Genomic DNA, 25,969 nt, shown 5'->3' on the forward strand with positions numbered 1-25,969 from the left:
TCTAATCAAACAAACTCAAACTAAAAACAAAACCTTGTTGCTTTTGGTTGATGCCTCCTTTTGAGATTACATAATCAACGCGTAAAAAACGCCATTTACCAAAACCAATATTATCCAACCCAATGGATGCTTCTGTGTACGGTTTTCTATCGCCAGTAAACAATCCTTTTGCGCCAGCAACAACATGAAAGTTTAGTAAGTTTATCAATGGAATTTTTCCTAAAATAAATCCTTTAAAATTATGTTCGCCATGGAATTCTGCAAATTTATCATTGGTGCTATATGCGTAATAATCTAACAAATTAAAGTAATTTGTTGTACCACCACTTGGAGAAATCGCTAATTTATTTCCGTTAAAATGCGCGTAATCCATAAAGGCAATATTTTTTTGCTCTAGAAAAAATCCTGCTTTTATGCGATATTTTGTGTTTCCTAAATTCCCTAAAGAAAAATCTTGTCGCAACTGTGTAAAGATATAATCAGCATTTAATTGACTACTATCAGCACCAAAAGTTTTTCTGTAACCAACATAAATTGAAGGATAACTATTATTGTACACTGTAAATTTTCTATCTGGATATGATAAGTATTTTGCACCAAAATTAATGGTTGTTCCAAGATTTAATGTCCAAATTTTATGCGATGTAAAAGACGGAGAAAAATTAGCAGAATTCTGCGGATCATTAGAGGTATATTCTCTATTTGCAATATTTTTTGCACTGTAATTGGTGGTGTTTACCAACGGTTTTCTGTCCGCAAATTCTAGAGAACCATTAAATCGAAAACCATTTGTGATTTCTCTCGAAAAAGAAACATTCGCAAATGTTTTTTCGTAAATTTTTAGATAATTTCTTTCAAAATAAACCGAATTTATAGTGTTCCAAAAAGGTGAAATAGGATTTGCTCCATTAAATTGTTTCGTTGTAATTCCGCCAGAAAATCGCAAAACGGGTCGACTTATATTGTTCCATTTATAACCAAAAAATGCTGTTGGTCTTAGTTTTTTATCAGAAAAACCATAATTAAAATTTGCTCCAACATTCATCCATTTTCCAGTTTCATTTAAGGTTTTAAAATAGCTCATTCCTATGGTAGAATTCCAGCCTTGAACGGTGTTAAAATTAAGATCAGCTATAGGAGAATTTATGTTAAAGTCCCATTTTTCGTAGCTATTACTATAAGAATATCCAGACAAAGGAAACGTCCAAGAAAGTTTGTTATTTTTAGCATCAATAGAATCTAAATATTTTTTTGATTTTCGAATCACCTTTATGCTGTCTTTAACCACATAATCTGTTACTTCTTCATTGGTTAACGGAACAGGTCTAAGCGATTTCCAATAGACAGAATCTTTTTTTGTGGCTTCTTTTTCAAAAGATAAAATTTCTTTTCCAAACGTGTTTTCATCAAAAGTTGGATTGAAGTTATAATTGCTATAGGCAGAAGAAAATCGGCCATTTATGTTAATTCCGAACAAGCCAATTTTAAAATCGATGGTTTGAGAAATTACCACCCAAGCATTGTTTTTTACGGATTTATTAAAACTCTGTTTAAAGCGTAGCACATCTACCATTGGCAAATTTACTTGTGTTCCTGTTACAGAAATTTGTGTTCCGTACAACGCCCAATCATCTTCTACAACGTATAAAAATCCATTAAAGACACGATCGTTTTTACGTTTTGGTAAAATTTCAATTTTGTTAATTAATTGTCCATTTTTATCGTAAAATGATCCAACTAATTTATAATCGTAATAGCCAAAAGCATAATTAGAAATGGGCGAAATAATTTCATTTCCAATTTTAACGGTGTTTTCATACAAGTTAAAATTCACATCTTGGGCTCTGTTAAAACTCACGCCGTTATCACTTCCGCTAACCTTAGAAGCAACAATATGTTCTTTAAAATTATTTGGTTTTTGATGTGAAATTTTAGAAATGGTTTCAGATAAATAAATAATTCCGCTTCTTGTAGAATCTAACCCACCGCCTAAATCGCCTAGTTCTTGTCCGAGTATTTTCTTTGGCGCATTTTTAATTTTGTACAAACCTCTTGAGTAAAAAGCGGCAGTAAATTTCTGAATTTTGCTTTCGTTTTTCTTTTTATTAGCGATCACATTTCTAATAATTCTGTTTGCAGGGTTTTCTTTTGTGTCAATATAAACTTCATTTAAAGTTATTTGTTCTTCAGTCAATTTTGTGTTTAATTGAAAAGGAAAAGAAGTAATTTTTACAGCTTTTTTTACAGTTTTAAAGCCTAAAAACTGAAATACAACCGTATAGTTTCCTGGTTTTATTAGCGACAACTCATATTCGCCATCATTATTAGAAGTTGTTCCAGTAATTGTTCCGTCTAAATAAATACTTACAAAAGAAAGAGGGTTATTCTTATTGTCTACAACCTTTCCTGTTATTTGAGAAGAGGCTGAAAATGAGATAAATAAAACAAGTAGTATAAAAGTGTTTTTCATGTTTTTTTAAAGTTGATCTTTGCAAACGTATTAGTTGTAAAATTAAATTGCTCACTATTTTTTGTTAAAGTAGCTACAATTATTTCTTAAAAATAAGTTTTCTTTTTTAATAGACGCGTTCAGTTGCTTTTTTGTTACTGCACCTAGTTCTTTTTTAGTAAAACACGCTTAAAAAAGAGTATATTTGTTAGTTGATAGAAAGAACAAAATTATGAGTGAATCTAGGAAAAGACACGAGGCTTTATTATATCACGCAAAACCAAAGCCAGGAAAAATTGAAGTAATTCCGACTAAAAAGTATGCAACGCAACACGATTTATCGTTAGCATATTCTCCAGGAGTTGCAGAGCCGTGTTTAGAGATAGAAAAAGATCCAAATAACGCCTATAAATATACTGCAAAAGGAAATTTAGTTGCTGTAATAACAAATGGAACAGCAGTTTTAGGCCTTGGAAATATTGGTGCATTGGCTTCAAAACCAGTAATGGAAGGAAAAGCATTGTTGTTTAAAATTTTTGCTGATATTGATGTTTTTGACATCGAAGTTGATGCAACAGATGTAGATAAATTTGTAGAAACGGTAAAAGCAATTGCTCCAACTTTTGGAGGAATTAACTTAGAAGATATTAAAGCTCCAGAAGCTTTTGAAATAGAAAGAAGATTAAAAGAAGAGTTGGATATTCCTGTGATGCATGATGACCAACACGGAACCGCAATTATTTCTGCAGCCGCATTAAAAAATGCCGTAGAAATTTCTGAGAAAAAAATAGCAGAAGTTTATATTGTTGTAAATGGCGCAGGAGCAGCCGCAATTTCTTGTACTCGTTTGTATTTAAAATTGGGGGTGAAAAGAGAAAATGTTGTCATGTGTGATAGTAAAGGCGTCATTAGAAAAGACAGAAAAAATTTAACATCACAAAAAGAAGAATTTGCAACCTCTAAAGATATTCATACGTTAGAAGAAGCCATGCACAATGCAGATGTTTTTATTGGATTATCTAAAGGAAATGTGGTGACGCCAGAGATGTTATTATCGATGGCAAAAAATCCAATTGTGTTTGCAATGGCAAATCCAGTTCCAGAAATAGAGTACGATTTAGCGATAAAAACCAGAGAAGATATTATTATGGCAACAGGAAGATCAGATCATCCTAACCAAGTAAATAATGTTCTTGGATTTCCATTTATTTTTAGAGGAGCTTTAGATGTTAGAGCGACAAAAATTAATGAGGAAATGAAAATGGCAGCTGTTCTTGCGTTGGCAGATTTAGCAAAAAAAAACAGTTCCTGAGCAAGTTAATATAGTCTATGATGAAATAAGTTTGTCTTTTGGGAAAGAATACATCATTCCAAAACCTTTTGACCCACGTTTAATTTATGAGATTCCACCAGCAATTGCAAAAGCAGCAATAGATTCTGGAGTAGCATTAGAACCAATTACAGATTGGGAAAAATACCAAGGAGAATTGATGGAGCGTTCTGGTACAGGAAGTAAAGAAATTAGATTGTTGCACAACAGAGCAAAAAGCAATCCAAAAAGCATTGTTTTTGCAGAAGCAGATCATTTAGATGTTTTAAAAGCTGCGCAAAGAGTGTATGATGAAAAAATTGGAAAACCTATTTTACTAGGAAAAAAAGAAGTCATCTTAGAACTAAAAGAAGAGATCGGATTTACAGCAGAAGTACCAATTATAGATCCAAAAACAGATGAAGAAAGCGAGCGTAGAAATCGTTTTGGAGAAATTTATTGGAAAACGCGTCAACGGAAAGGAATTACCTTATTCCAAGCTCAAAAAATGATGCGAGAACGCAACTATTTTGCAGCAATGATGGTAAATGCTGGCGAAGCAGATTCGTTAATTACGGGATATTCTAGATCATATCCATCTGTTGTAAAACCGATGTTAGAATTGATAGAAAAAGATACCGGAATTACTAGAGTTGCAGCAGCAAATTTAATGTTAACCAAACAAGGACCAATGTTTTTGGCTGATACAACGATTAACATCAACCCAAATGCAAAAGAGTTGGCAAAAATATCGCAATTAACCTATTCTTTGGCTAGAATGTTTGGTATAAAACCGAATATTGCCATGTTGTCATTTTCTAACTTTGGCTCTTCAGAATCTGAAAGTGCGCTAAAAATTAGAGAAGCTGTTTCGTATATTCATCGCCATTTTCCGCAAGTTGTCATCGACGGAGAATTACAAGCAGACTTTGCGTTAAATAGAGAAATGTTGGCAAAAGAATTTCCGTTTTCTAAATTAAATGGAAAAAAAGTGAATGTATTAATTTTTCCTAATTTAGACGCCGCAAACATCACCTATAAATTAATGAAGCAAGTAGATGAAGTTGAATCTATTGGCCCAATAATGATGGGATTAAAAAAACCGGTTCATATTTTACAACTGGGAGCAAGTGTAGATGAAATGGTAAATATGGCTGCGGTTGCGGTTGTTGATGCACAACAAAAAGAAAAAAGAAATTCTTAAAAAACATTAAATGATTTCACAAATTAAAGGAAGATTAGTAGAGAAAAACCCAACGTATGTTGTTATAGATTGTTCTGGAGTTGGTTATTTATTGCACATTTCTTTAAATACATTTTCTTTAATTCCAGACAGCGAAGCAATTACTTTGTTTACACATTTGTCTGTTAAAGAAGATTCTCATACCTTATTTGGTTTTATTGATAAAACTGAACGAGAAATTTTTAGATTGTTAATTTCTGTTTCTGGTGTTGGTCCAAGCATTGCAAGAACCATGTTATCTTCCATGTCATCCGAAGAAATACAACAAGCAATAGCATCAGAAAACATCCCTTTAATTCAGTCTGTAAAAGGGATTGGAGCAAAAACAGCACAACGTGTAATTATAGATTTAAAAGATAAAATTTTAAAAACGTTTGATTTAGATACAATTTCTATCATTAAAAACAATACGAGTAAAGATGAAGCGTTATCTGCATTAGAAGTGTTGGGCTTCAATAGAAAACAATCAGATAAAGTCTTAAATACAATTTTAAAAGAACAACCAGAAGCTTCTGTAGAATTGTTGATTAAAGGTGCATTAAAAAGTTTATAATTACATTGAGGAATCCGTATTTTCATAAATTATTAGTATGTGTAGTTGCTTTATTAGCAACTACAACTGTTTTTTCTCAAACCGTAAAAACCAAGAACGATTCGATTAAAAAAGATTCGATCCCTGTTCTTAAATACAATTTTAAAGCGCATCAAAAAGGGAGTATTTTTTTAAACCCGCCAACGACCTATTCTGTTGTTTTTGATAAAAAATTAAACAAATACATTGTTGTAGAATTTTTAGAGGATTTTAAAGTTGGGAACCCAATTTTTATGTCTCCGGATGAGTATCAGAAATATCGCTTAAAAAAAGACATTAAAGAGTATTTTAAAGAAAAGAATGATGCCTTAAGTAAAAAGAAAGGAAGTAAAGCAGCACAAAAAAATTTACTGCCAACATATTATGTAAACTCTACGTTTTTTGAATCTGTTTTTGGCGGAAACACAGTTGAGGTAATTCCGAGTGGAAGCCTAAATATTAAACTGGGTGGAATTTACCAAAACGTAGAAAATCCGCAGTTATCAGCAAATAATAGAAGTAGTTTTACGTTTGATTTTGATCAGCAAATAAGCGCAAGTATTATTGCAAATGTTGGGAAAAGATTAAAAGTTACGGCAGATTACGACACACAAACTACGTTCGATTTTCAGAATTTAATCAAGCTAGAATATACGCCAACGGAAGACGATATTATCAGAAAAATTGAAGCAGGAAATGTTTCAATGCCAATAAAAAACTCGTTGATAAACGGAGCGCAAAGTTTATTTGGGTTAAAAACCGAATTGCAATTTGGTAAAACAACGGTAACTGCAGTTTTTTCTCAACAAAATTCTGAAAGTAAAATAGTAACCGCAGAAGCTGGAGCATCTATCAATCCTTTTGAATTAAGAGCTACAGATTACGACGATAACAGGCACTTTTTTTTAGCACAATATTTTAGAGAAAATTATAAAAATTCGCTTCAAAACTATCCACTAATTAGCAGTCCAATTAACATTACCAGAATAGAAGTTTGGATTACCAACAGAAACTCGAATACAGAAAACTTTAGAAGTATTGTTGCGCTGGCAGATATTGGAGAACCAAACAAACCAGATTATGTTGGTTCTGGAGTAAATCCAAGTTCGCCATCGCAAGTTCAAGGAAAAAACATTCCCTCCAATAAAGCAAATAATTTATCTGATTTATTAAATGAAACTAGCGGAATTAGAGATATTACTACGGTAGAAAGTACACTTTCTAATTATGGGTTAAGTCAAGGAACTGGGTATTCTACTTTGCAAAATGCTAGAAAATTAGAAGGAAATGAATATACGTTGAATCCACAATTAGGGTTTATTTCTTTAAACAGAAAACTTTCTGACGGAGAAGTTTTAGCAGTTGCTTACGAATATACTGTTGTTGGAAGCTCGGAAACTTCATACAAAGTTGGAGAATTGTCTAACGACGGAATTATAGCACCAAGTAATTTAGCCGTAAAATTATTACGCAGCGAAATTATTACAACAAAAAGAACAGTTGCTGGGAGCGAAGAACAATTTCCTACTTGGAAATTGATGATGAAAAATGTGTATCCTTTAGGCGTTTTTCCGTTAACACAAGATGGTTTTCGATTCGAAATTTTATATAGAGATGATCAAACTGGGATTCCGTCTAACACCTTACAAAATGCTTCAACACCAGGAATTTCAAATAAAACCTTGCTAAATGTTTTAAGTTTAGACAAATTAGATCAGAGTTCTTATGCGGTTCCAAACGGAGACGGTTTTTTTGATTACGTAGAAAATGTTACTGTAAATTCTAACAGAGGATTTATCATTTTTCCAGAAACAGAACCTTTTGGTTCAGATTTATCAAACTCATTAACATCGCCATCAGACAAAACCAATTATGTGTTTAATGAATTGTACATCAACACAAAATCTCAAGCAAAAAACAGCTATCAGAATAAAGATAAATTTATTTTAAAAGGATACGCAAAATCAGAAAATAGCGGTGGAATTCCGTTGAACGCATTTAATGTTCCAAGGGGTTCTGTAAAAGTTACAGCTGGCGGAAGACAACTGGTGGAAGGTGTCGATTTTGTTGTAGATTATCAGTTTGGAAGAGTACAAATTATAGATCCAGGATTGCAATCATCTGGCGTTCCAATAAACGTTTCTACAGAAAATAATTCGGTTTTCAATCAACAGCGAAAAACCTTTATGGGTTTAGAAGTTGAACATCGATTTTCTGATAAATTTATTTTAGGCGGAACACTTTTAAACGTAAACGAAAAACCAATTACTCAAAAAGTGAATTTTGGAAGCGATCCAATAAACAACACCATGTTTGGTTTAAATGTAGATTATACTACAGAAATGCCCATTTTTACAAAATGGGTAAATAAAATTCCGTTTGTAGATACAGATGTTCCATCCAATATTTCTATTAGAGCAGATTTAGCGTATTTACTTCCTGGAACTCCAGGCGGAGTTGATGTTAACGGAGCAGCAACAACATATGTAGATGATTTTGAAGCATCACAAATTCCGATTGATTTATTATTATCATTAAATTGGTTTACAGCAAGCACGCCACAAAGTCAAAATTTAAACGGAACCGCAAACGATTTAAGTTATAATGATAAAAGAGCAAAATTAGCGTGGTATTCTATTGATCAATTGTTCTACGGAAACGGTGCAAAGCCGGCAAATATTGATAATATAGAATTGTCTAGAACAGAAGTTCGTCAAATAGGGTATTCAGAATTATTTCCAAATACACAATTAGATTTAACGCAAAACACTTTAGTTAGAACCTTAGATTTAGCGTATTTTCCATCAGAAAGAGGAACCTATAATTTTGATACAGGCGTTGACGTAAATGTTGATGGAACGTTTTCGAATCCGCAAGATCGTTGGGGTGGAATTATGCGACCATTGATAACGAATAATTTTGATCAGGCAAATGTAGAATACATTCAGTTTTGGATTAAAGATCCGTATCAAGATTATTCAATTACAAATGCAGAAGGTTTGCCAACGGGAATTGATCCAAACAGTACTGCAAATCAAGTTGGAGAGTTGTATTTTAACTTAGGAAATATTTCTGAAGACATCTTAAAAGACAATAGAAAGATGTACGAAAACGGAATGCCGGCTGATGGAACAAATTTAAATACGACGCCATCAACTTGGGGAAATGTTCCTACAAATCAATCTATTTTATACGCTTTTGATGTTGATGATGCCGCCAGAAAAAATCAAGATATTGGTTTAGATGGATTGAAAAATGAAGACGAATTGAGTTTTTATCAACCAAAAGTTTTTGACATCAGTAAGTTAAATTCGAATGATATTTCATCAGACAATTTTCAATATTTTAGAAGCACCAATTTTGATAACACCAACGCATCCGTTATCACCAGGTATAAAAATTTTAACAATACAGAAGGAAATTCGCCAACGGCAAACCAATCTACAGAATCGTATCCAACTTCATCAACTTCATACCCAGATGTAGAAGATATTAATAAAGATCAGACCATGAATACGGTTGAAAGTTACTTTGAATACAAAGTGTCTTTAAACAGAAATGATTTGGTAAAAGGAAGCAATAATATTGTTGATGAAAAAGAAACTTCGGTAACTTTAGCAGACGGAACTTCTAAAAAAACAAAATGGTTTCAATTTAGAATTCCGGTTAGAAGTGGAACGCCCGTAAACGGAATTACAGATTTTAATAGCATCCGATTTATTAGAATGTTTGTGACCAAATTTAAAATGCCCGTTGTGTTGCGTTTTGGCCAGTTAGAATTGGTAAGAGGAGATTACAGACGTTATACAAAAACATTGAATCCAGCCGTAACACCGCCACAAGATTTAACAAATCAAGAATTATCTAACTTTGAAGTTGGTGTTGTTAATATAGAGCAAAATGAAGGAAGATATGTGTTGCCTCCGGGAATTGTTAGAGAACAGTTACAAGGAAGCTCTAGCATACAACAACAAAACGAGCAATCGGTTTCTTTAAAAGTAACAGATTTAATGCAAAACGAAACCAGAGCAATTTATAAAAACTTAAGTGTAGATTTAAGAATGTATAAAAATTTAAAAATGTTTATACATGCAGAACCTATTGTTACCGGAAGTGTTGCTGATAATGATTTGGTTGCTATCATTAGATTAGGAACAGATTTAGACGATAATTTTTATCAAATAGAAGTGCCTTTAAAAATTTCTACAAGTGGAAGTTTAGAACCAACAAATGTGTGGCCAGAGGCAAATAACTTAGATGTAATTTTAGAAGAATTAGGAAGGATAAAATTAAAAAGAGATGGAGAAATTCCAAATTCTGGAGGAACATTATCAATCAATAAAATGTATCCTTTTCCAACAAATTCACCGGTACACGCAATGGTGTTAAGAGTAAAAGGGAATCCGACTTTAGGCGCGATAAGAACCTTAATGCTAGGAATAAAAAACACAAGAGCTACACAAAAAAGTGCAGAAATTTGGTTTAACGAATTGCGGTCATCAGGATTTGATAACAAAGGTGGTTGGGCAGCAGTTGTAAATGCGGATGCAAATTTTGCTGACTTAGCAGATGTTTCTGTGACTGGAAGAATGCAAACCATTGGTTTTGGAAATGTAGAAGATAGAGTAAATCAAAGAAGTATAGAAGAAACGAAACAATACAATATTTCTACAAACATTAATTTAGGGAAAATGATGCCTAAAAACTGGAGCGTTCAGTTGCCAATGAGCTATAGTATTGGTGAAGAATTTAGAGATCCAAAATACGATCCACAATACCAAGATGTAAAATTTGCTGAAGCAAAACAAGTAAATCCAAATAGTGCTAATTCTCAAGATTATACGTTGCGAAAAAGCATCAGTTTTAATAATGTTAAGAAAAATAGAAATCCAGCTTCTACAAAAAAGCCAAAACCCTACGATGTAGAAAATTTTTCTGTAACCTATGCTTTTTCAGAAGAATATCATAAAGATTACAATATAGAAAAGTATTTAAATCAGAATTTAAGAGCAGGAGCGAGTTATAATTTTACATTTCAACCAAAGTTTATTGAACCCTTTAAAAAATCAGAATTTTTTGGGAAAAGTAAACATTGGCAAATCATTAGAGACATCAATATTAATTTATTACCAAAATCTATCGGAGTAAATTCTAGAATTACAAGAAATTTTGTGCAACAAAAATCTAGAAATTTAATAGCAGGATTAAGTCCGCAACCAACATTAACACAGCGTAGATTTATGTTTGATTGGGATTATACAATAGGGTTTGATATTACAAAATCGTTGAGTGTAAACTTTAACGCAAACAATAGTTATTTGTATGATAATTTTGGCAACGGAGAAGAAATCAAAATTTTTGATCAGTTCTTTACAATGGGAAGACCAGATCATTACAATCAAAAGTTGACTGCCAATTATAAATTGCCAATTAATAAAATTCCATATTTAGGTTTTATTACTGCAGATTACGGATATACTGCAAATTTTGATTGGAAAGCAGCGTCTAAAAGTTATGTACATAAAATTGGAAATTTATTACAAAATTCTAACACACATAGTTTAAATACAACATTTAGTTTTTCTAAGTTATATGAAGATTCAAGATTTAAAAAGTTGTTTGTTAAAAATAAAAGAGCATCAAATTTAAAGTCATTTAAAGCACCAGAATTACCAACAGTAAAGAATGTAAAAAGAACAAAGGCAACACTAAAAGATGAAATTTTATTAGGTGTTTATGATTTTGTAACAGCAATAAAAACAGTAAAAATTAGTAATGCCTCAAACAACGGAACATTGTTGCCAGGTTATACAGGTAGTTCTGGTTTTTTAGGAAGAGATCAGGTTAATGGAGGTTTTGCGCCAACGTTAGGTTTTGTTTTTGGAAGTCAGATTGACATCAGAAATAAAGCATTCGAAAGAGGTTGGTTGGTAGATAGAGCTGTAGGTTCAGAATATTATAACAAAACATATAGCAGAACACATTACAATAAGTTAGATTATACCGTTTCTTTAAAACCATTTAAAGATTTTATTATAGAGCTAACGGGAAATAAAATTGAAACAAACAATATTTCACAACAATTAGATGTAGAAGGCGGCGTTTTAAATACAACATCTCCGATTACAGAAACAGGAAACTTTAGTGCAAGTTATTCTATGCTGTCTACAGTATTTAAAAATTCTAACGAATTGTTTACTTCGTTTTTAGCAAACAGAACAGTTCTTTCTCAAAGGTTATCTTCGGAAACAGGATTGCCAAACACAGCAAGTGCAGCTTTTAAAGAAGCGGGACAACAAGTTCTATTACCAGCCTTTATTGCCGCTTATTCTGGTGATAATGCAAATTCTGTTGGATTAGGGTTGTTTAAAAATATTCCAATTCCGAATTGGACATTGCGTTATAACGGATTAATGAAAATAGGGTGGTTTAAAGAAAATTTCACCAGTTTTACATTAACAAACGGATATAAATCTTCGTACACAATTTCTAATTATACAAACAACTTACAGTACGATGAAACTGATGTAACGAAAGTAAATGCAACAGGAAATTATCAGCCAAAATTATTAATAGCTTCGGCGAGTTTAATTGATGAGTTTTCTCCGCTAATTAAGATTGATGTAAAAATGAAAAACTCCTTTTCATTTAAAGGAGAAATTAGAAAAGATAGAACACTTACATTAAACTTTAATAATAGTACGCTAACAGATATTAAAGGAACAGAATATATCTTTGGGGTTGGTTACAGATTAAAAAACGTAGCGTTTAATACTCGTTTTGCAGGCAAGAGTCAAAAACTGAAAGGAGATATTAATATGAGAGCAGACATCTCTTTAAGAGATAATTTAACAATGATTAGATCTGTAGATGTAGAAAATAATCAAATAAGTGGCGGTCAAAAACTTTTATCTATTAAATTTGCAGCAGATTATAAATTAAGTAGAAATATAACAACCTCATTTTATTACAATCATACCATGTCTAAATATGCAATTTCAACCACATTTCCAAGACAGGCTATTAATGCAGGTTTCAATTTAATTTATAATTTAGGCAACTAAAAATTAATCAACAATAAAAAATTAATTACAATGAACATTCCATCAGAATTAAAGTACACAAAAGACCACGAATGGGTTAAAATAGAAGGCGATACAGCTACAATTGGAATCACAGATTTTGCCCAAGGAGAATTGGGTGATATTGTTTACGTAGATGTAGATACTATTGACGATACAGTAGGAAGAGATGAGGTATTTGGATCTGTAGAAGCTGTAAAAACAGTTTCAGATTTATTTATGCCATTAACAGGAGAAGTTACAGCATTTAATGAAAGTTTAGAAGACGAACCAGAATTGGTAAACAAAGATCCTTACGGCAAAGGTTGGATGATTAAAGTAGCAATAGCAGACGTTTCTCAAATAAATGATTTATTAGATGCGCAAGCTTATCAAGATCTTATTAAAGGATAAAATTATTTTTATTGCAATAAGTGTTGTACTAATAATTGGTGTTTTGAGCTTAATAAAAATACCAGAAGCTCCAATTAAATTTTCTTCTTTAGATAAGGTATATCATACAATTGCATATTTTACTTTAGCGCTAACGTGGTTGCTTAGTTTTCCTGTTTCGATGAAAAAAAATACGGTAAAATATGCAATTGCTTTAGGTTGTGTTTTTTATGGCATAATTATTGAAGTTTTGCAAACAACTCTTACAACTTATAGAACAGCAAGTTTACTTGATGTTGTTGCAAATAGTGTTGGAGTTTTTATAGCATTGTTAATTTTTAATTCAATTTATAAAAAAATTGATGCTATTTAACTTTAATACTTGCATAAGTCATAAGAAATTAATTAAATTAGCGAACTATTAAAAAAACATTAGGATGGAAATTAAGAAAAATCCAAAATCAAATTTAGAGAATTACTCAAAGTTGTTTATTCAACTAGGTTTGGTTTTAGCACTTTTTGTTACTTATGTAGCAATGGAAAACAAAACCTACGACAGAAAAATAGATGGATTTGGTGATGCAAACATGCAAAACGTAATGGAAGAAGACATTCCAATTACAGAGCGTATTGAGGAAGTGAAGCCAAAATCACCACCACCACCAGCACCAGAAAAAATCGAAATCGTAGAAGACGAAAAACAAGTTGAAGAAACAGTAATTGAATCTACAGAAACTGATGAAAAGGAAGCTATTGTATTGGATGATATTGTAGAGGTAGATGAAGCTGAAACGATTGTAGAAGATGTTCCTTTTGCGGTTATTGAAGAAGTACCTGTTTTCCCAGGATGTACTGGTACTAGAAAACAAAAAAGTGATTGCTTAAATGATAAAATAAGAAAACAAGTAATTAGAAAGTTTAATGGTGATTTAGCAGGTGAATTAAATTTATCGCCAGGGAAAAAGAAAATTTGGGTTGGATTTAGAATTGATAAAACAGGAACTGTTACAGATATTAAAGTAATTAGATCTCCACACCCAAGATTGTCAAAAGAAGCAGAAAGAGTTGTTAAGACGTTACCTAAAATGATTCCTGGTAGACAAAGAGGAATTGCTGTTGGGATGAAATATACGCTTCCGATTTCATTTAATGTTGAATAACAGATAAATTCATAGAACATAAAAAAGAGCAACCAGATTTGGTTGCTCTTTTTTAATGCGCTTAATATTTACTATTTTTGTTAGATAAATCATGTTAAATGAAGCTAGCACAATATTTAGATTCTACCTATTTAAAAACCCCAACACAAGCGGGCATTTCTGAAGAAGAAACAACAGCAAATGTGATTCAGCTAGTTGAAGAAGCAATCGCTTTTAATTTTAAATTAGTAATGCTAAGAGCGAACTATATTTCTTTAGCAAAAGAAATGATCAACAAAGCTTCATCAGGTATTTTGGTGGGAACAGTAATTGGTTTTCATGAAGGAACGTATTCTGTTGAAAAAAAATTAATTGAAGCGCAAAAAGCAATAGATTTAGGTGCTGATGATTTAGATTTTGTTGTAAACTATGAAGCGTTTAAAAAGGGAGAAATATCTTTGATTAAAGAAGAAGTAGCAAAAGGAACGGCTTTGGGATTGCAAAACAACAAAGTAGTAAAATGGATTATTGAAGTAGCTGCTTTAAATAATAAAGAAATTGCTACTATTTCTATGCTGATAAAGAATGTTGTTATTGATAATTTTGGTAAAGAGAATGCAAAAAACGTATTTGTAAAATCATCAACGGGGTTTTATAAAACAGAAAATGATAAGCCAAACGGAGCAACATTTGAGAGCATAAAAATAATGTCAGAGAATGCAAAACCTTTAAAAATAAAAGCAGCAGGCGGAGTAAAAACAAAGAACGATGCTTTAAAAATGATTACTTTAGGAGTTGAAAGAATTGGAACATCATCAGCAAAAGAAATTATTGAAGAAACAACTATTAATTCAGAGTATTAAAAATGGGTAATTATAAAGCACACGAAACGGCTGTTGTAGATGATGGTTGTGAAATTGGAGAAGGAACAAGCATTTGGCACTTTAGCCATATTATGCCAAATTGTAAGATTGGAAACAATTGTAATATTGGTCAAAATGTTGTGATTTCGCCAGAAGTAATTTTGGGCAACAATGTTAAAGTACAAAATAACGTTTCTATTTATACTGGTGTTATTTGTGAAGAGGATGTTTTTTTAGGGCCATCAATGGTTTTTACAAATGTGATCAATCCAAGAAGCGCTGTAAACAGAAAAAAGCAATATTTAAAAACGGTTGTTAAAAAAGGGGCAAGTATTGGCGCCAACGCAACCATAGTTTGCGGAAATGATATCGGCGAATTTTCCTTTATTGGTGCTGGAGCAGTTGTTGTAAAAGAAATTTTACCGTATGCTTTGGTTGTTGGAAATCCATCAAAACAAATTGGTTGGATTAGCGAGTTTGGGCATCGATTACGTTTTAATGAAGAAGGAATTGCAGAATGTTCAGAAAGTAAAGAAAAATATCAATTAAAAAACAATAGAGTTACTAAACTGTAAGCATCAATAATGAAAAAACATCTTCTTTTATATTTTTTATTCATTCCGTTATTTTTATCTGCTCAAGCCGAAAAATTCCCTGTATTTAAAAGCTGTGAAAATCAACACATAGATAAAATAGAATCTTGCTTTTATAAAACAACAAAAGAATTGTTTTATAAAGAATTTAAATCGCCAATTATATTAGCCCGAGAAAAATTTAAAGGAACTGTAAGTGCTGTTTTTATGGTTACCAATACAGGGAGTTTTGAACTGATTTATATCAATTCCCCTTATCCAGAATTAGAAGAAGAAGTAAAAAGAGTTTTTAAAATATTGCCAAAAATAACGCCAGCAAAATACAATAATAATAATGTAGAAATGCGTTTTGCGTTGCCGATAAACTTTCCGTTACAAATAGAAAATGATACCGCAGAAGAAATTGTTGAGGTAAAACCAAAGGAAATAAAAGTAATTCCTCTTAAAAAGGAGCCTAAAAAAGAGTTATTTATAGAGCATAAAAGTCAGTTAAATATTCCATTTACACATCAACGATACATCAATTACGATTATGCTTTAAATAAAAATAAAAACGCACATACAGCTGTAAAACCGTATGTGTACAGTAGTGTAAATGCAGTTTATGATTTAGATGCAGAAAAAAGTCAGTTTTTAAAGCCTGAGGAAACCACTTGGTTGGGAAGAAAACTTTGGAACGAACATTTGTTAGAAGTGAGAGGCGATGGATATTGGTTTAATCTAGATTTTTTATTAGACGTACAATTAGGTAAAGACAATTCAGATGTGCCTTATACCTTTAATAACTCTAGAACTTTAAGCGTAAACGGAGGATTAGGAAATGATTTTTCGTTCTCTGCTACAGTTTATGAAAGTCAAGGACGATTTGCAGGGTATATAAACGATTTTATTTCAAACCCATCAGACACTTTTAAGCCAGCATTTTCTGAAGGATTGGTTCCGGGAAGAGGAAAAGCAAAAGGGTTTAAAGCCGATGCTTATGATTATCCTGTAGCAGAAGGTTATTTGGCATATACACCAAATAAATTTTTGCAATTTCAGTTCGGAAACGGAAAGAATTTTATTGGAGACGGATATAGATCTCTTTTACTTTCTGATGTTTCTTCTCCAATGCCGTATTTAAAGATGAGTGTAATTTTTTGGAAATTAAATTACACAAATATTTGGCTTTGGGGCACGGATGTTAGACATCCAGTAGTTGTAAATAATGAACACCCAAGAAAGTATGTTGCCATTCATTATTTGAGTCTTAATCTTACAGAAAAATTGAATATTGGTTTTTTTGAAACAGCAATTTCTAAAGGAGATCAAGGTTTTGATATTGGGTTTATGAATCCGTTAATGTTTTATAGGTCTGTAGAGTTTGGTAGAGGAGAAGATGCAGGGAACGCAATGTTAGGGTTAACAGCAAAATATAAATTAAAAGAAAATTTAATTGTATACTCCCAATTAATTGTAGATGAATTTTCTTTCGGAAAAATTGGCAATTTAGGATATTGGGGAAACAAATTTGGAATTCAGTTAGGAGCAAAATATTTTGATGCATTTAATGTGAAAAATTTGTATGTGCAAGGAGAATTAAACATCGTTAGACCTTATACGTTTGCACATAAAGACCCAATGTTAAACTACGGGAACTATAGTCAGCCATTAGGTCATGCTTGGGGAGCAAATTTTTGGGAAGCAGTTTTTATTGCAAATTATAAATTTAATAGATGGACAACAAGCGCAAAATTAGTTTTAGGGCAAAAAGGGTTTGATGAGTTTGCTTCTGTGAGTAATGGTGGAGATATTTATAAATCGTATAATATTAGAAAAGGAGACTATAATAATGAAATAGGTCAAGGAAACAAGGCGGCAATTTTTATTGCAGACCTTCAAGGAAGATATTTATTAAATGCATCAAACAATCTGAGCCTTTTCAGTGGATTGACATTTAGAAATTTTTCTCCAGAAAAAAACCCCACGAATTCTCCAAGTGGATCTTTGTGGTTTTCTGTTGGAATAAAAGCAGATTTATTTAATTGGTATTTTGATTTTTAAAAAAAGAGATATTTTTTTTAAAAAAACTATTGGTGTTTGCTAAAAACTTGTATATTTGTGTAGTGGTGTAAAAACCACTTTCTTTTTCATAGCAATTTTCCCACTCTAATTTAGAGTGGGTTTTTTTATTTCTAATAGTTTTATAAATTTTTTTCATAAAAAAAAGCCTTAACAAATTAATGTTAAGACTTTCTTGTACTCAAGATGGGACTTGAACCCATACGGGCATTACTGCCCACTGGATTTTAAGTCCAGCGTGTCTACCAATTCCACCACTTGAGCATTGGTATTATATTAAAAGAATAGAGCGAAAGACGGGATTTGAACCCGCGACCCCCACCTTGGCAAGGTGATGCTCTACCCCTGAGCTACTTTCGCGCAGTATATTTTAAAGAACTTACATATCTTTCATATGCGGGTGCAAAGTTAAAACAAAAAAGGAATTACCAAAGATTTTTTTAAACTATTTTAAATAGAAATTTAATTCGTTTTTTATAGTGTAAAAAGCAAGAAATTAGTGGAGAATAAAATACCTTTGCAAAAGATTTGAAAATAGGTAAATGAACTCAATTTCTAGAATAGAAAATAAATCAACAATTAAAAATTTTGTGACAGATTTTTTACAACTTACAAAAGTTGGTCTGTCATTAAGTGTGGTTTTTTCTTCTATTGCAGGTTATCTATTAGCCGCAGAAATTGTAGATGTTTTTATCATTTTTCAATTAGCTATTGGAGGTTACTTTATGGTTGGTGCATCAAACGCATTTAATCAAGTTATAGAAAGAGACACAGACTCTTTGATGAAAAGAACGATGAACAGACCTTTGCCAACTGGCAGAATGACTGTTTCTACTGCGTTAACAATAGCGTTTTTATTTACAATTTTAGGAATTGCAATTTTATACAATATCAATGCAAAGTCTGCATTATTCGGAGCAATATCCATTTTTTTATACACCAGTCTATATACTCCATTAAAATCTGTAACTCCATTGACCGTTTTTGTAGGAGCAATTCCAGGTGCAATTCCTTTTATGTTGGGTTGGGTTGCAGCAACAAATCAATTTGGGATCGAAGCAGGATTTTTATTTTTAATTCAATTTTTTTGGCAATTTCCACATTTTTGGGCAATTGGTTGGTTGCAATTTGAAGAATATCAGAAAGCAGGATTTAATATGCTGCCAATGAATAAAAAGGACAAAGGCGCTATTAAGCAAATTATCTTTTATACTTTTATAATGATTTTGGTTTCTGTTGCTCCAGTATTAAAAGTAACAGGGGCTTTTTATATATATCCTGCAACAGCAGTAATTATTGCTTTAGCTGGCTGCTCTATGCTGTATTACGGCATCCAATTATACAAAACAGAATCGAATATTGAAGCAAGAAAATTAATGTTATCAAGTGTTATTTATATAACACTCGTTCAAATAATATACGTAATAGATAAATTTTTACATTAAATAAAATGAGTCAAGAAAGTTTAAATACAGAATTAAGTGTAGCAAAGAAGAAGTCTCTAAAACCGATGTTATGGATTTCTATGATAAGTATGACCATGTTTTTTGCAGGATTAACAAGTGCTTATGTGGTAAGTAGAAAAAGAGAAGATTGGGTTTCATTTGATTTGCCCAAAGCATTTTATATAAGTACAGCATTAATAATCTTTAGTAGTTTAACATTTTTATTAGCTCAGAGATTGCTTAAAAAAGACAATATAAAAGGGAGTTTTTTACTACTTCTTATCACCTTAGTTTTAGGCGTTGGATTTATTTATTATCAATATGAAGGATTTATTCAATTAAGAAATGTAGGGTTGTTTTTTACTGGACCAAATAGTACAGTATCAACTTCTTTTATTATTGGAATAACATTTATGCACGTTTTACACCTAATTGCAGGATTAATTGTGTTATTAGTTGTAATTTATAATCATTTTAAATCTAAGTATAATTCGGCAGAAATGCTTGGTTTTGAGCTTGGTGCAATTTTTTGGCACTTTGTTGGAGTACTTTGGATTTATCTATTTTTCTTTTTCTATTTTATTAGATGATGAAAATTATGTAATTTTGACAAACTATTTTAAAAAATAATTAACATAGCTATTTATGGGAGCAACTATTGCTGTAAATTCTGAAGACAAAACTGCCTGGAACGGTGGCGGGAAAAAACCTTTTGGAGCGAGTTACGGAAAAATGATGATGTGGTTTTTTATCGTATCAGATGCATTAACTTTTTCTGGATTTTTAGCCGCTTACGGTTTAACAAGATTTAAATTTATAGACTCTTGGCCAATTGCCGATGAAGTTTTTACTCACTTTCCGTTTTTACACGGAGTACATGCACCAATGTACTATGTAGCATTAATGACATTTATCTTAATTTTTTCTTCTGTAACAATGGTGTTAGCTGTTGATGCTGGTCATCAAATGAAGAAAAAGAAAGTAGCTTGGTACATGTTGTTTACCATTATTGGTGGTGTAATCTTTTTAGGCTCTCAAGCTTGGGAATGGAAAAACTTTATTGGAGGTACTTACGGCGCAGTTCAAACAACAGATGGTAAAATCTTACAGTTTGTTAAAGATGGGCATCAAGTTGAGTTAGCTACTTTTGTGGTTGAAGGCAAAAGAGAAGAAGTTAATCACACGCGTAAAAATGGGTTATGGTTTGAGCAAGGAGATCCAATATCAACATATTCTTTAAAAGATGTTGTAAGTTCTTATGAAAACAATCCAGATGTATTCATAAGAATTGAAAAAATAGATCTTGCAACCAAACAAAAAACAATTCTTTCTAAAGAAGAAGGATCTCGTTATTTATTAAATGCAAAGCAAGTTGTTGAGGGTGCAAACCTTGAAGCAAATGAATATGGACATCCACTTTTTGCAGATTTCTTTTTCTTTATTACTGGTTTTCACGGTTTCCACGTATTTACAGGAGTACTTATAAATATAATCATATTTTTTAATGTTCTTATTGGTACTTACGAGCGCAGAGGACATTACGAAATGGTAGAAAAAGTAGGATTATATTGGCACTTTGTAGATTTAGTTTGGGTATTTGTATTCACTTTCTTCTACTTAGTTTAATTATATAAAGATTATAAAAGATGGCACACGCACACGAATCTAATACAAAAAGAATATGGATGGTTTTCGGAATACTTTCTGTAATAACAATTGTAGAAGTTATTTTCGGTATTATAAAACCAGCTAGTTTACATTTAACTCATTTTTTAGGCACAAGTCCATTAAACTGGTTATTCATTATATTAACCTTAGTTAAAGCGTATGGAATTACTTGGGTCTTTATGCACATGGAAGGTGAAAAAAAAGGATTAAGGAGAGCTGTCGTTTGGACAGCTGTATTTTTAATTTGTTATTTAGTGACTTTATTGTTAATAGAAGGAGGACATATATTTGATGTATTGTCTCCTTTGACAAAATGGGACTACTAATTGTATTAAAATAAATTAAGGTGGTTTTTACCACCTTTTTTTTTGCAACATGAAGAAAAATAAAATTAAAAAAGGACTTGTATTATCGGTATTATTTTTAGGACCGTTAATTTTTTATATTTTCCTTTCATTAGGGATTTATCATCATGCAAACTTACCAATACTTACAAAAAAGGTAGAAGATGTAAAAGGAGAGGTTACATTTAAAAAACATTTTTCTATAGTTAGTTTTTTAGGAACAGATATTGACAAAAATAAAGGAGGCCTTTTTAATTTAAACGAAGTTATTTATAAAAGATACCATAAAAGCCTTTATTTTCAGTCTGTTTTAATTGCTCCAAAAGGAACAGAAACACAAGTAGAATCTTTAAAAAAGAAACTAAGCTCTTATTCAAATATTGAAAATTGGAAGTTTGTTTTTTTGGACGAAAATGAGATAAAGGCAATTTTTAAAAGTTTTGATTCTCCCTATTCTTTAAACGATCAGTTAGGTTCTGAGTATGTGTTTATTGTTGATAGAGAATTGCGTTTGCGAGGAAGAAAAGATGATGAAGATACCGATAACGGAAGGTTGTACGGTTACGATATGAATTCTGTAAGCGATCTTAAAAATAAAATGAAGAAAGACATAGAAATTATTTATTATCAGCTTAAAAAATCATTAGAAAAAGAGAAACGCTTTAAACGAAAAATATAATTAAAATGAAAAAAAAGTATTCTTATATCGGTATTTCATTTATCATATTAATTTTTGGAATTTACGTTGTTCCTAAAGTGGTAAAGAAATTTCAAAAATCAGATTTGGTTACTTTTAACAAAGTGCCAGATTTTGAGTTTATCAATCAAAAAGGAAATACAATTACCAATAAAAATTTTGAAGGAAAAGTATATGTTGTAGAATTTTTCTTTACAACGTGCCCGTCTATTTGCCCAATTATGAATCAAAAAATGATTGCTGTGCAAAAAGAATTTTATGGAAATCCAAACTTCGGAATTGCTTCTTTTTCTATCACTCCAGATATTGATACTCCAGAAGTTCTAAATCAGTATAGAAAAGAACACAACATTACAAGCAGTAACTGGCAAATGTTAACTGGTAAAAGCCAAGATTCTGTCTTTGATTTATCTAATAAAGGATTTAAATTATACGCAGGTGACGGAGATGAAAAAGATGGCGGATTTGAACATTCTGGGTTGTTTGCTTTAATTGACAAAGAAGGTAATATTCGCTCTAGAAGAGATGCACACGGAAATCCAATTATGTATTATAGAGCCTTAGAAGAAAGTGGTTTTCCAGACCAAATAACAGCATTAAAAGAAGATATTAAAATCTTGTTAAATGAGTAAAGAGATTTCTAATCAAGAAAAAAAATACAATAGAATAATTGTTTTTTTATCAATAATTATTCCTTTAGTTGTTGCTATTTTATTTAGTGTAAATTTAAAAAAATTAGGTTTTAATGTAATGCCTTTGTCTTTTTTACCTCCAATTTATGCAACTATCAACGGAATTACAGCAATGCTTTTAATTTTTGCAGTTATTGCCATTAAAAAAGGAAATAGAAAATTACACGAGCAATTAAATACAACTGCAATATTTTGTTCGGTATTATTTTTGTTGATGTATATTGCATATCACATGACATCAGAATCTACTAGATTTGGTGGAGAAGGTGCAATTAAATATGTGTATTATTTTATTTTGATTACACATATTTTGTTATCAATAGCTGTTATTCCTTTTGTGTTAATTACTTTTGTTAGAGCAAGGTTAGGGAAATTTTCTGAACATAAAAAAATTGCAAAAATTACATTTCCGTTATGGTTGTATGTAGCAATTACTGGTGTTGTAGTTTATTTAATGATTTCTCCATATTATCTGTAATTATGAAAAAAAGTATCGTTTTAATAGTTCTCTTTTTTGCAGTTGATGCAAATGCACAATGTGCAATGTGTAAAGCTGTTGTAGAAAATGGCGGACAAGAAATGGCAGAAGGAATTAACTCTGGTATTACCTATTTAATGGCATTTCCATACCTTTTAGTTGCGCTTTTAGCCTATGTTTTATTCAGGTATAAAAAAAGGATAAAAAATTAACACTTCAATAAGATAAAAAATCTGTAACAAATTCTACTTTCGCTCGTCATATAAGCAGCATAAAAATTGCAGAATAAATCTCCATTGTTACCAATCTTAAAATAAATCTTACATAGTTAAAATATATGAAAACAAAATTTTTAGTAATTATAGCATTAATTGCTTTTTCTTTCTCAGGATTATCGCAAAAAAAATGGGATTTAAAAGAAGCTGTTGAACATGCATTAAAAAATAATATCACTATTAAAAAAGGCGAGTTAACTATAGAAAAATCAAAGCAAAATGTCGTTGGATCAAAAGGTAATTTTTTGCCAAATTTAAATGCTTCGTCTGGAGCTAATTTAAATTTTGGATCTACTATAGACCCTGTTAGTAATGGTAGAATTTCTTCTACAAACTTTAGCTCTTCTTATCGTTTAAGCAGTGGTATTACTGTTTTTAATGGATTTAGATTATTAAATACTTATAAAAGGAACCAATTAACGGTTATTGGAAACCAATTAGATTTACAAAAAATTAAAGATGATATTTCTTTAAATGTTGTAAACTCCTATTTAAACATACTGTTTGCCAAAGAAAATTTAGCAGTAGCAAAAGTACAAGCAAAAATAAGTAAAAAGCAAATTGAAGTAGCAAAAGATCAAGTAGAAGCAGGTTCTAAACCCAAAGGTGAACTGTTAAATGCGCAGTCTGCGTATGCAAATGATTTACAGACAGTTGTTTCTTTAGAAAATACGTTAGATATTGCATTATTAGGTCTTGCTCAATTATTACAAGTAGACCCAAATAATTTTGATGTAGCCAACATAGATGTAGGAGCTCCTTCTGCTTCGTTATTATTTAAAAGCCCTGATGTTGTTTATAAAAAAGCAGTTATAACAAGACCAGAAATATTGAGTGCAAAATTACAAGGAGAATATGGAGAGTTACAAATTGCAATTGCTAAAAGTGGATTTTTACCAACGGTAACTGCTTCTGCAGATGCAGGAACGAATTACAGTCACCGATTTACTATTTTTCAAGGGCAACGAAATGATTATTTTTTTAAACAGTTAAATGACAACTTTGGATATGGAGTTGGAGTATCATTAAGTATTCCAATTTTTAATAGATTTCAAAATAAAGTAAACCTTAACAGAGCGATCATTGATAAAGAAGACTCTGAGTTAAATCTTCAGAGTGCAAAGTTAGGTTTACAACAAGAAATTCAAAGAGCCTTTTTAGACGCAAAAGCAGCATTAAAAAGTTATGAAGCTGCGAAATTATCTTTAGACGCACAGCAAGAAGCATTTAAAAATGCACAACAAAGATATACGTATGAAGCAATTACATCTTTTGAATTTGATCAAGTAAGAAATAGATTGGTAAATGCAGAATCAACTTTAATTAGAGCAAAATTCGATTATGTATTTAAAACAAAAGTGTTAAAGTTTTACTACGGAGAATCGGTAATAGATTAAATTGATTATAAAAAACATAAAAAAATCCCTGAGAATTTTCTCAGGGATTTTTTTATGAAATTATTTTTGTAAAGCTAAGACTCAAAATTTTTCTCAACAATATTTCGAATCTTTTTATTTAAATAATCCATTGATCGATAGCTTGTATGCTCTAAAATAATAACCACCAAATCTTCTTCTAAATACTGAGTAATTCCTGTGCTAAATCCATTCCATTTTCCATAATGATATATTATTTTAGCATCATTTTTGGTGTTAATTCTAAACCCAAAACCATAAGGAAATTTTCGTCCATATTTGGTTTTTCCTTTGGTGTACATAAGATCTAAAGACTCTTTAGAAATAAGTTTTCCACTGTTCAATCCGTTTACCCATTTTAATAAATCTTGAGTTGTGGCATAAATATTTTTATCGCCAACAATTGCATCATTAACGGTGCTTGGTATTGTTCGATGTCTCCATCCTCTATACAATCTATATCCTATCAATTGATTTGATTTAACGGTATCTTTTTCAAAACTAAAAGCAAAAGAGTGGCTCATTTTTAGGGGTTTAAAAATAGCACTTTCTACAAAGTTAGAATAACTCATTTTTGATATTTTCTCAATAATAGAAGCTAAAACAAAGTAACCAGTATTTGAATAATCAAACTTTCTGCCTGGGCTAAAAAATGTAGAAACTTTACTTGTTTCTAAAAATTTCATCATCTCTTTATTGCTTGGCGCTTTTTCTTTTTCCCATTTGTTTTCTGCTACCCAAAAATAATTTGGCAACCCAGAAGTATGGTGTAGTAATTGTAGAATAGTAATATTTTTAAAAGGGAATTTTGGAAAATATTTGGTAACAGTATCTGTTAATTTTAATTGATTTCTTTCTTTTAAGATCATAATTGATGCCGCTGTAAATTGTTTACTTACAGAAGCTAACTGATATACAGATTTTTCGTTTAAACTGCTTTTTTTTCTAAAATCTGCGTATCCAATATGATTTTGATATACTATTTTTCCTTTTTTTGCAATTAGAATTGAGCCGTTAAAGTCATGTCTTTTGTGTATTTTTTTTAGTAGAGAATCTAATTTATGACTTACTTTTTCAGTTTTATTTTTAGAATATCGTTCTAAAATAATAGTTGGTTCTTTAACAATAATAGAATCTATTATTGTTTTTTTAAGCGCAACTTTTGGTGTTGCTTTTACAGTATTTGTACTAAGAAGAAAACTGCTTACTACTATAATAAAGAGACCAATGAAATATTTTAACTTAATTTTCAAACAGATGTTTTATTGTATTT

Annotated in this window: 19 protein-coding genes, 2 tRNA genes and 1 pseudogene; 18 read left to right on the plus strand and 4 right to left on the minus strand. The window is 31.1% G+C overall.

Translation table 11 applies throughout. The annotated features are described in order from the left end of the window. Position 1: 1 nt before the first annotated feature. Positions 2-2,470 (minus strand): DUF5686 and carboxypeptidase regulatory-like domain-containing protein, encoded by a 2,469-nt coding sequence (locus KCTC32516_RS04890; protein WP_301402392.1) that lies wholly within the window; start codon positions 2,468-2,470, stop codon positions 2-4. A gap of 211 nt (positions 2,471-2,681) precedes the next feature. Between KCTC32516_RS04890 and KCTC32516_RS04895 the strand changes: the two are divergent. The 9 genes and pseudogenes from KCTC32516_RS04895 (at position 2,682) to KCTC32516_RS04935 (ending at position 17,664) form a co-directional block, all read left to right on the plus strand. Continuing rightward, positions 2,682-4,962: pseudogene (locus KCTC32516_RS04895) on the plus strand (NADP-dependent malic enzyme). A gap of 10 nt (positions 4,963-4,972) precedes the next feature. Further along, on the plus strand, positions 4,973-5,554 hold the full coding sequence (ruvA, locus tag KCTC32516_RS04900; RefSeq protein ID WP_301402395.1) for a Holliday junction branch migration protein RuvA: 582 nt from the start codon (positions 4,973-4,975) through the stop codon (positions 5,552-5,554). 5 nt (positions 5,555-5,559) lie between these two features. Next, complete coding sequence (gene sov, locus KCTC32516_RS04905) at positions 5,560-12,636, plus strand: T9SS outer membrane translocon Sov/SprA (protein WP_301402396.1); 7,077 nt, start codon at positions 5,560-5,562, stop codon at positions 12,634-12,636. A gap of 30 nt (positions 12,637-12,666) precedes the next feature. Continuing rightward, positions 12,667-13,047, plus strand: coding sequence for a glycine cleavage system protein GcvH (gcvH, locus tag KCTC32516_RS04910; protein ID WP_301402397.1), 381 nt, complete (start codon positions 12,667-12,669; stop codon positions 13,045-13,047). A gap of 43 nt (positions 13,048-13,090) precedes the next feature. Further along, positions 13,091-13,399, plus strand: coding sequence for a VanZ family protein (locus KCTC32516_RS04915; RefSeq protein ID WP_301402398.1), 309 nt, complete (start codon positions 13,091-13,093; stop codon positions 13,397-13,399). A 64-nt stretch (positions 13,400-13,463) separates the two neighbouring features. Next, positions 13,464-14,186: a TonB family protein gene (locus KCTC32516_RS04920; protein WP_301402400.1), complete on the plus strand. Its 723-nt coding sequence runs from the start codon at positions 13,464-13,466 to the stop codon at positions 14,184-14,186. Between the two features lie 98 nt (positions 14,187-14,284). Beyond that, complete coding sequence (deoC, locus tag KCTC32516_RS04925) at positions 14,285-15,028, plus strand: deoxyribose-phosphate aldolase (protein ID WP_301402402.1); 744 nt, start codon at positions 14,285-14,287, stop codon at positions 15,026-15,028. A gap of 2 nt (positions 15,029-15,030) precedes the next feature. After that, the gene (locus KCTC32516_RS04930) at positions 15,031-15,603 is read left to right on the plus strand and encodes an acyltransferase (RefSeq protein ID WP_301402403.1); all 573 of its coding nucleotides are present in this window, start codon (positions 15,031-15,033) and stop codon (positions 15,601-15,603) included. A gap of 9 nt (positions 15,604-15,612) precedes the next feature. Further along, entirely contained in the window at positions 15,613-17,664 is a 2,052-nt protein-coding gene (locus KCTC32516_RS04935; RefSeq protein ID WP_301402405.1) for an energy transducer TonB, read from the plus strand. A gap of 196 nt (positions 17,665-17,860) precedes the next feature. On the opposite strand, the gene KCTC32516_RS04940 is transcribed toward KCTC32516_RS04935, so the two are convergent. Both KCTC32516_RS04940 and KCTC32516_RS04945 read right to left on the minus strand, forming a co-directional pair. Next, positions 17,861-17,946: transfer RNA gene (locus tag KCTC32516_RS04940), tRNA-Leu, on the minus strand. Between the two features lie 24 nt (positions 17,947-17,970). Continuing rightward, positions 17,971-18,042, minus strand: a tRNA-Gly gene (locus tag KCTC32516_RS04945). Between the two features lie 182 nt (positions 18,043-18,224). On the opposite strand from KCTC32516_RS04945, the gene cyoE reads away from it, so the two are divergent. The 9 genes from cyoE (at position 18,225) to KCTC32516_RS04990 (ending at position 24,678) form a co-directional block, all read left to right on the plus strand. Next, positions 18,225-19,127 carry a heme o synthase gene (gene cyoE / locus KCTC32516_RS04950; RefSeq protein ID WP_301402407.1) on the plus strand — a complete coding sequence of 301 codons (903 nt, stop codon included), beginning with the start codon at positions 18,225-18,227 and terminating at the stop codon, positions 19,125-19,127. Positions 19,128-19,132: 5 nt separating this feature from the next. Continuing rightward, positions 19,133-19,717 carry a cytochrome c oxidase subunit 3 gene (locus tag KCTC32516_RS04955; protein ID WP_301402408.1) on the plus strand — a complete coding sequence of 195 codons (585 nt, stop codon included), beginning with the start codon at positions 19,133-19,135 and terminating at the stop codon, positions 19,715-19,717. Positions 19,718-19,772: 55 nt separating this feature from the next. Further along, complete coding sequence (locus KCTC32516_RS04960) at positions 19,773-20,753, plus strand: cytochrome c oxidase subunit 3 (protein ID WP_301402409.1); 981 nt, start codon at positions 19,773-19,775, stop codon at positions 20,751-20,753. 20 nt (positions 20,754-20,773) lie between these two features. Further along, positions 20,774-21,121, plus strand: coding sequence for a cytochrome C oxidase subunit IV family protein (locus KCTC32516_RS04965; RefSeq protein ID WP_301402411.1), 348 nt, complete (start codon positions 20,774-20,776; stop codon positions 21,119-21,121). Positions 21,122-21,170: 49 nt separating this feature from the next. Continuing rightward, positions 21,171-21,818: a hypothetical protein gene (locus tag KCTC32516_RS04970; protein ID WP_301402413.1), complete on the plus strand. Its 648-nt coding sequence runs from the start codon at positions 21,171-21,173 to the stop codon at positions 21,816-21,818. 5 nt (positions 21,819-21,823) lie between these two features. Further along, the gene (locus KCTC32516_RS04975; RefSeq protein WP_301402414.1) at positions 21,824-22,468 is read left to right on the plus strand and encodes an SCO family protein; all 645 of its coding nucleotides are present in this window, start codon (positions 21,824-21,826) and stop codon (positions 22,466-22,468) included. Next, positions 22,461-23,006 (plus strand): DUF420 domain-containing protein, encoded by a 546-nt coding sequence (locus tag KCTC32516_RS04980; protein ID WP_301402416.1) that lies wholly within the window; start codon positions 22,461-22,463, stop codon positions 23,004-23,006. Before KCTC32516_RS04975 ends, KCTC32516_RS04980 begins: the two co-directional genes overlap by 8 nt. A gap of 2 nt (positions 23,007-23,008) precedes the next feature. Continuing rightward, positions 23,009-23,218 (plus strand): hypothetical protein, encoded by a 210-nt coding sequence (locus KCTC32516_RS04985; protein ID WP_301402417.1) that lies wholly within the window; start codon positions 23,009-23,011, stop codon positions 23,216-23,218. A 125-nt stretch (positions 23,219-23,343) separates the two neighbouring features. Continuing rightward, positions 23,344-24,678, plus strand: coding sequence for a TolC family protein (locus tag KCTC32516_RS04990; protein ID WP_301402419.1), 1,335 nt, complete (start codon positions 23,344-23,346; stop codon positions 24,676-24,678). A gap of 74 nt (positions 24,679-24,752) precedes the next feature. On the opposite strand, the gene KCTC32516_RS04995 is transcribed toward KCTC32516_RS04990, so the two are convergent. After that, the gene (locus KCTC32516_RS04995) at positions 24,753-25,949 is read right to left on the minus strand and encodes a serine hydrolase domain-containing protein (protein ID WP_301402420.1); all 1,197 of its coding nucleotides are present in this window, start codon (positions 25,947-25,949) and stop codon (positions 24,753-24,755) included. Positions 25,950-25,969 lie beyond the last annotated feature (20 nt).

The organism is Polaribacter huanghezhanensis, from assembly GCF_030444335.1.
Taxonomy (GTDB): Bacteria; Bacteroidota; Bacteroidia; order Flavobacteriales; family Flavobacteriaceae; genus Polaribacter; species Polaribacter huanghezhanensis.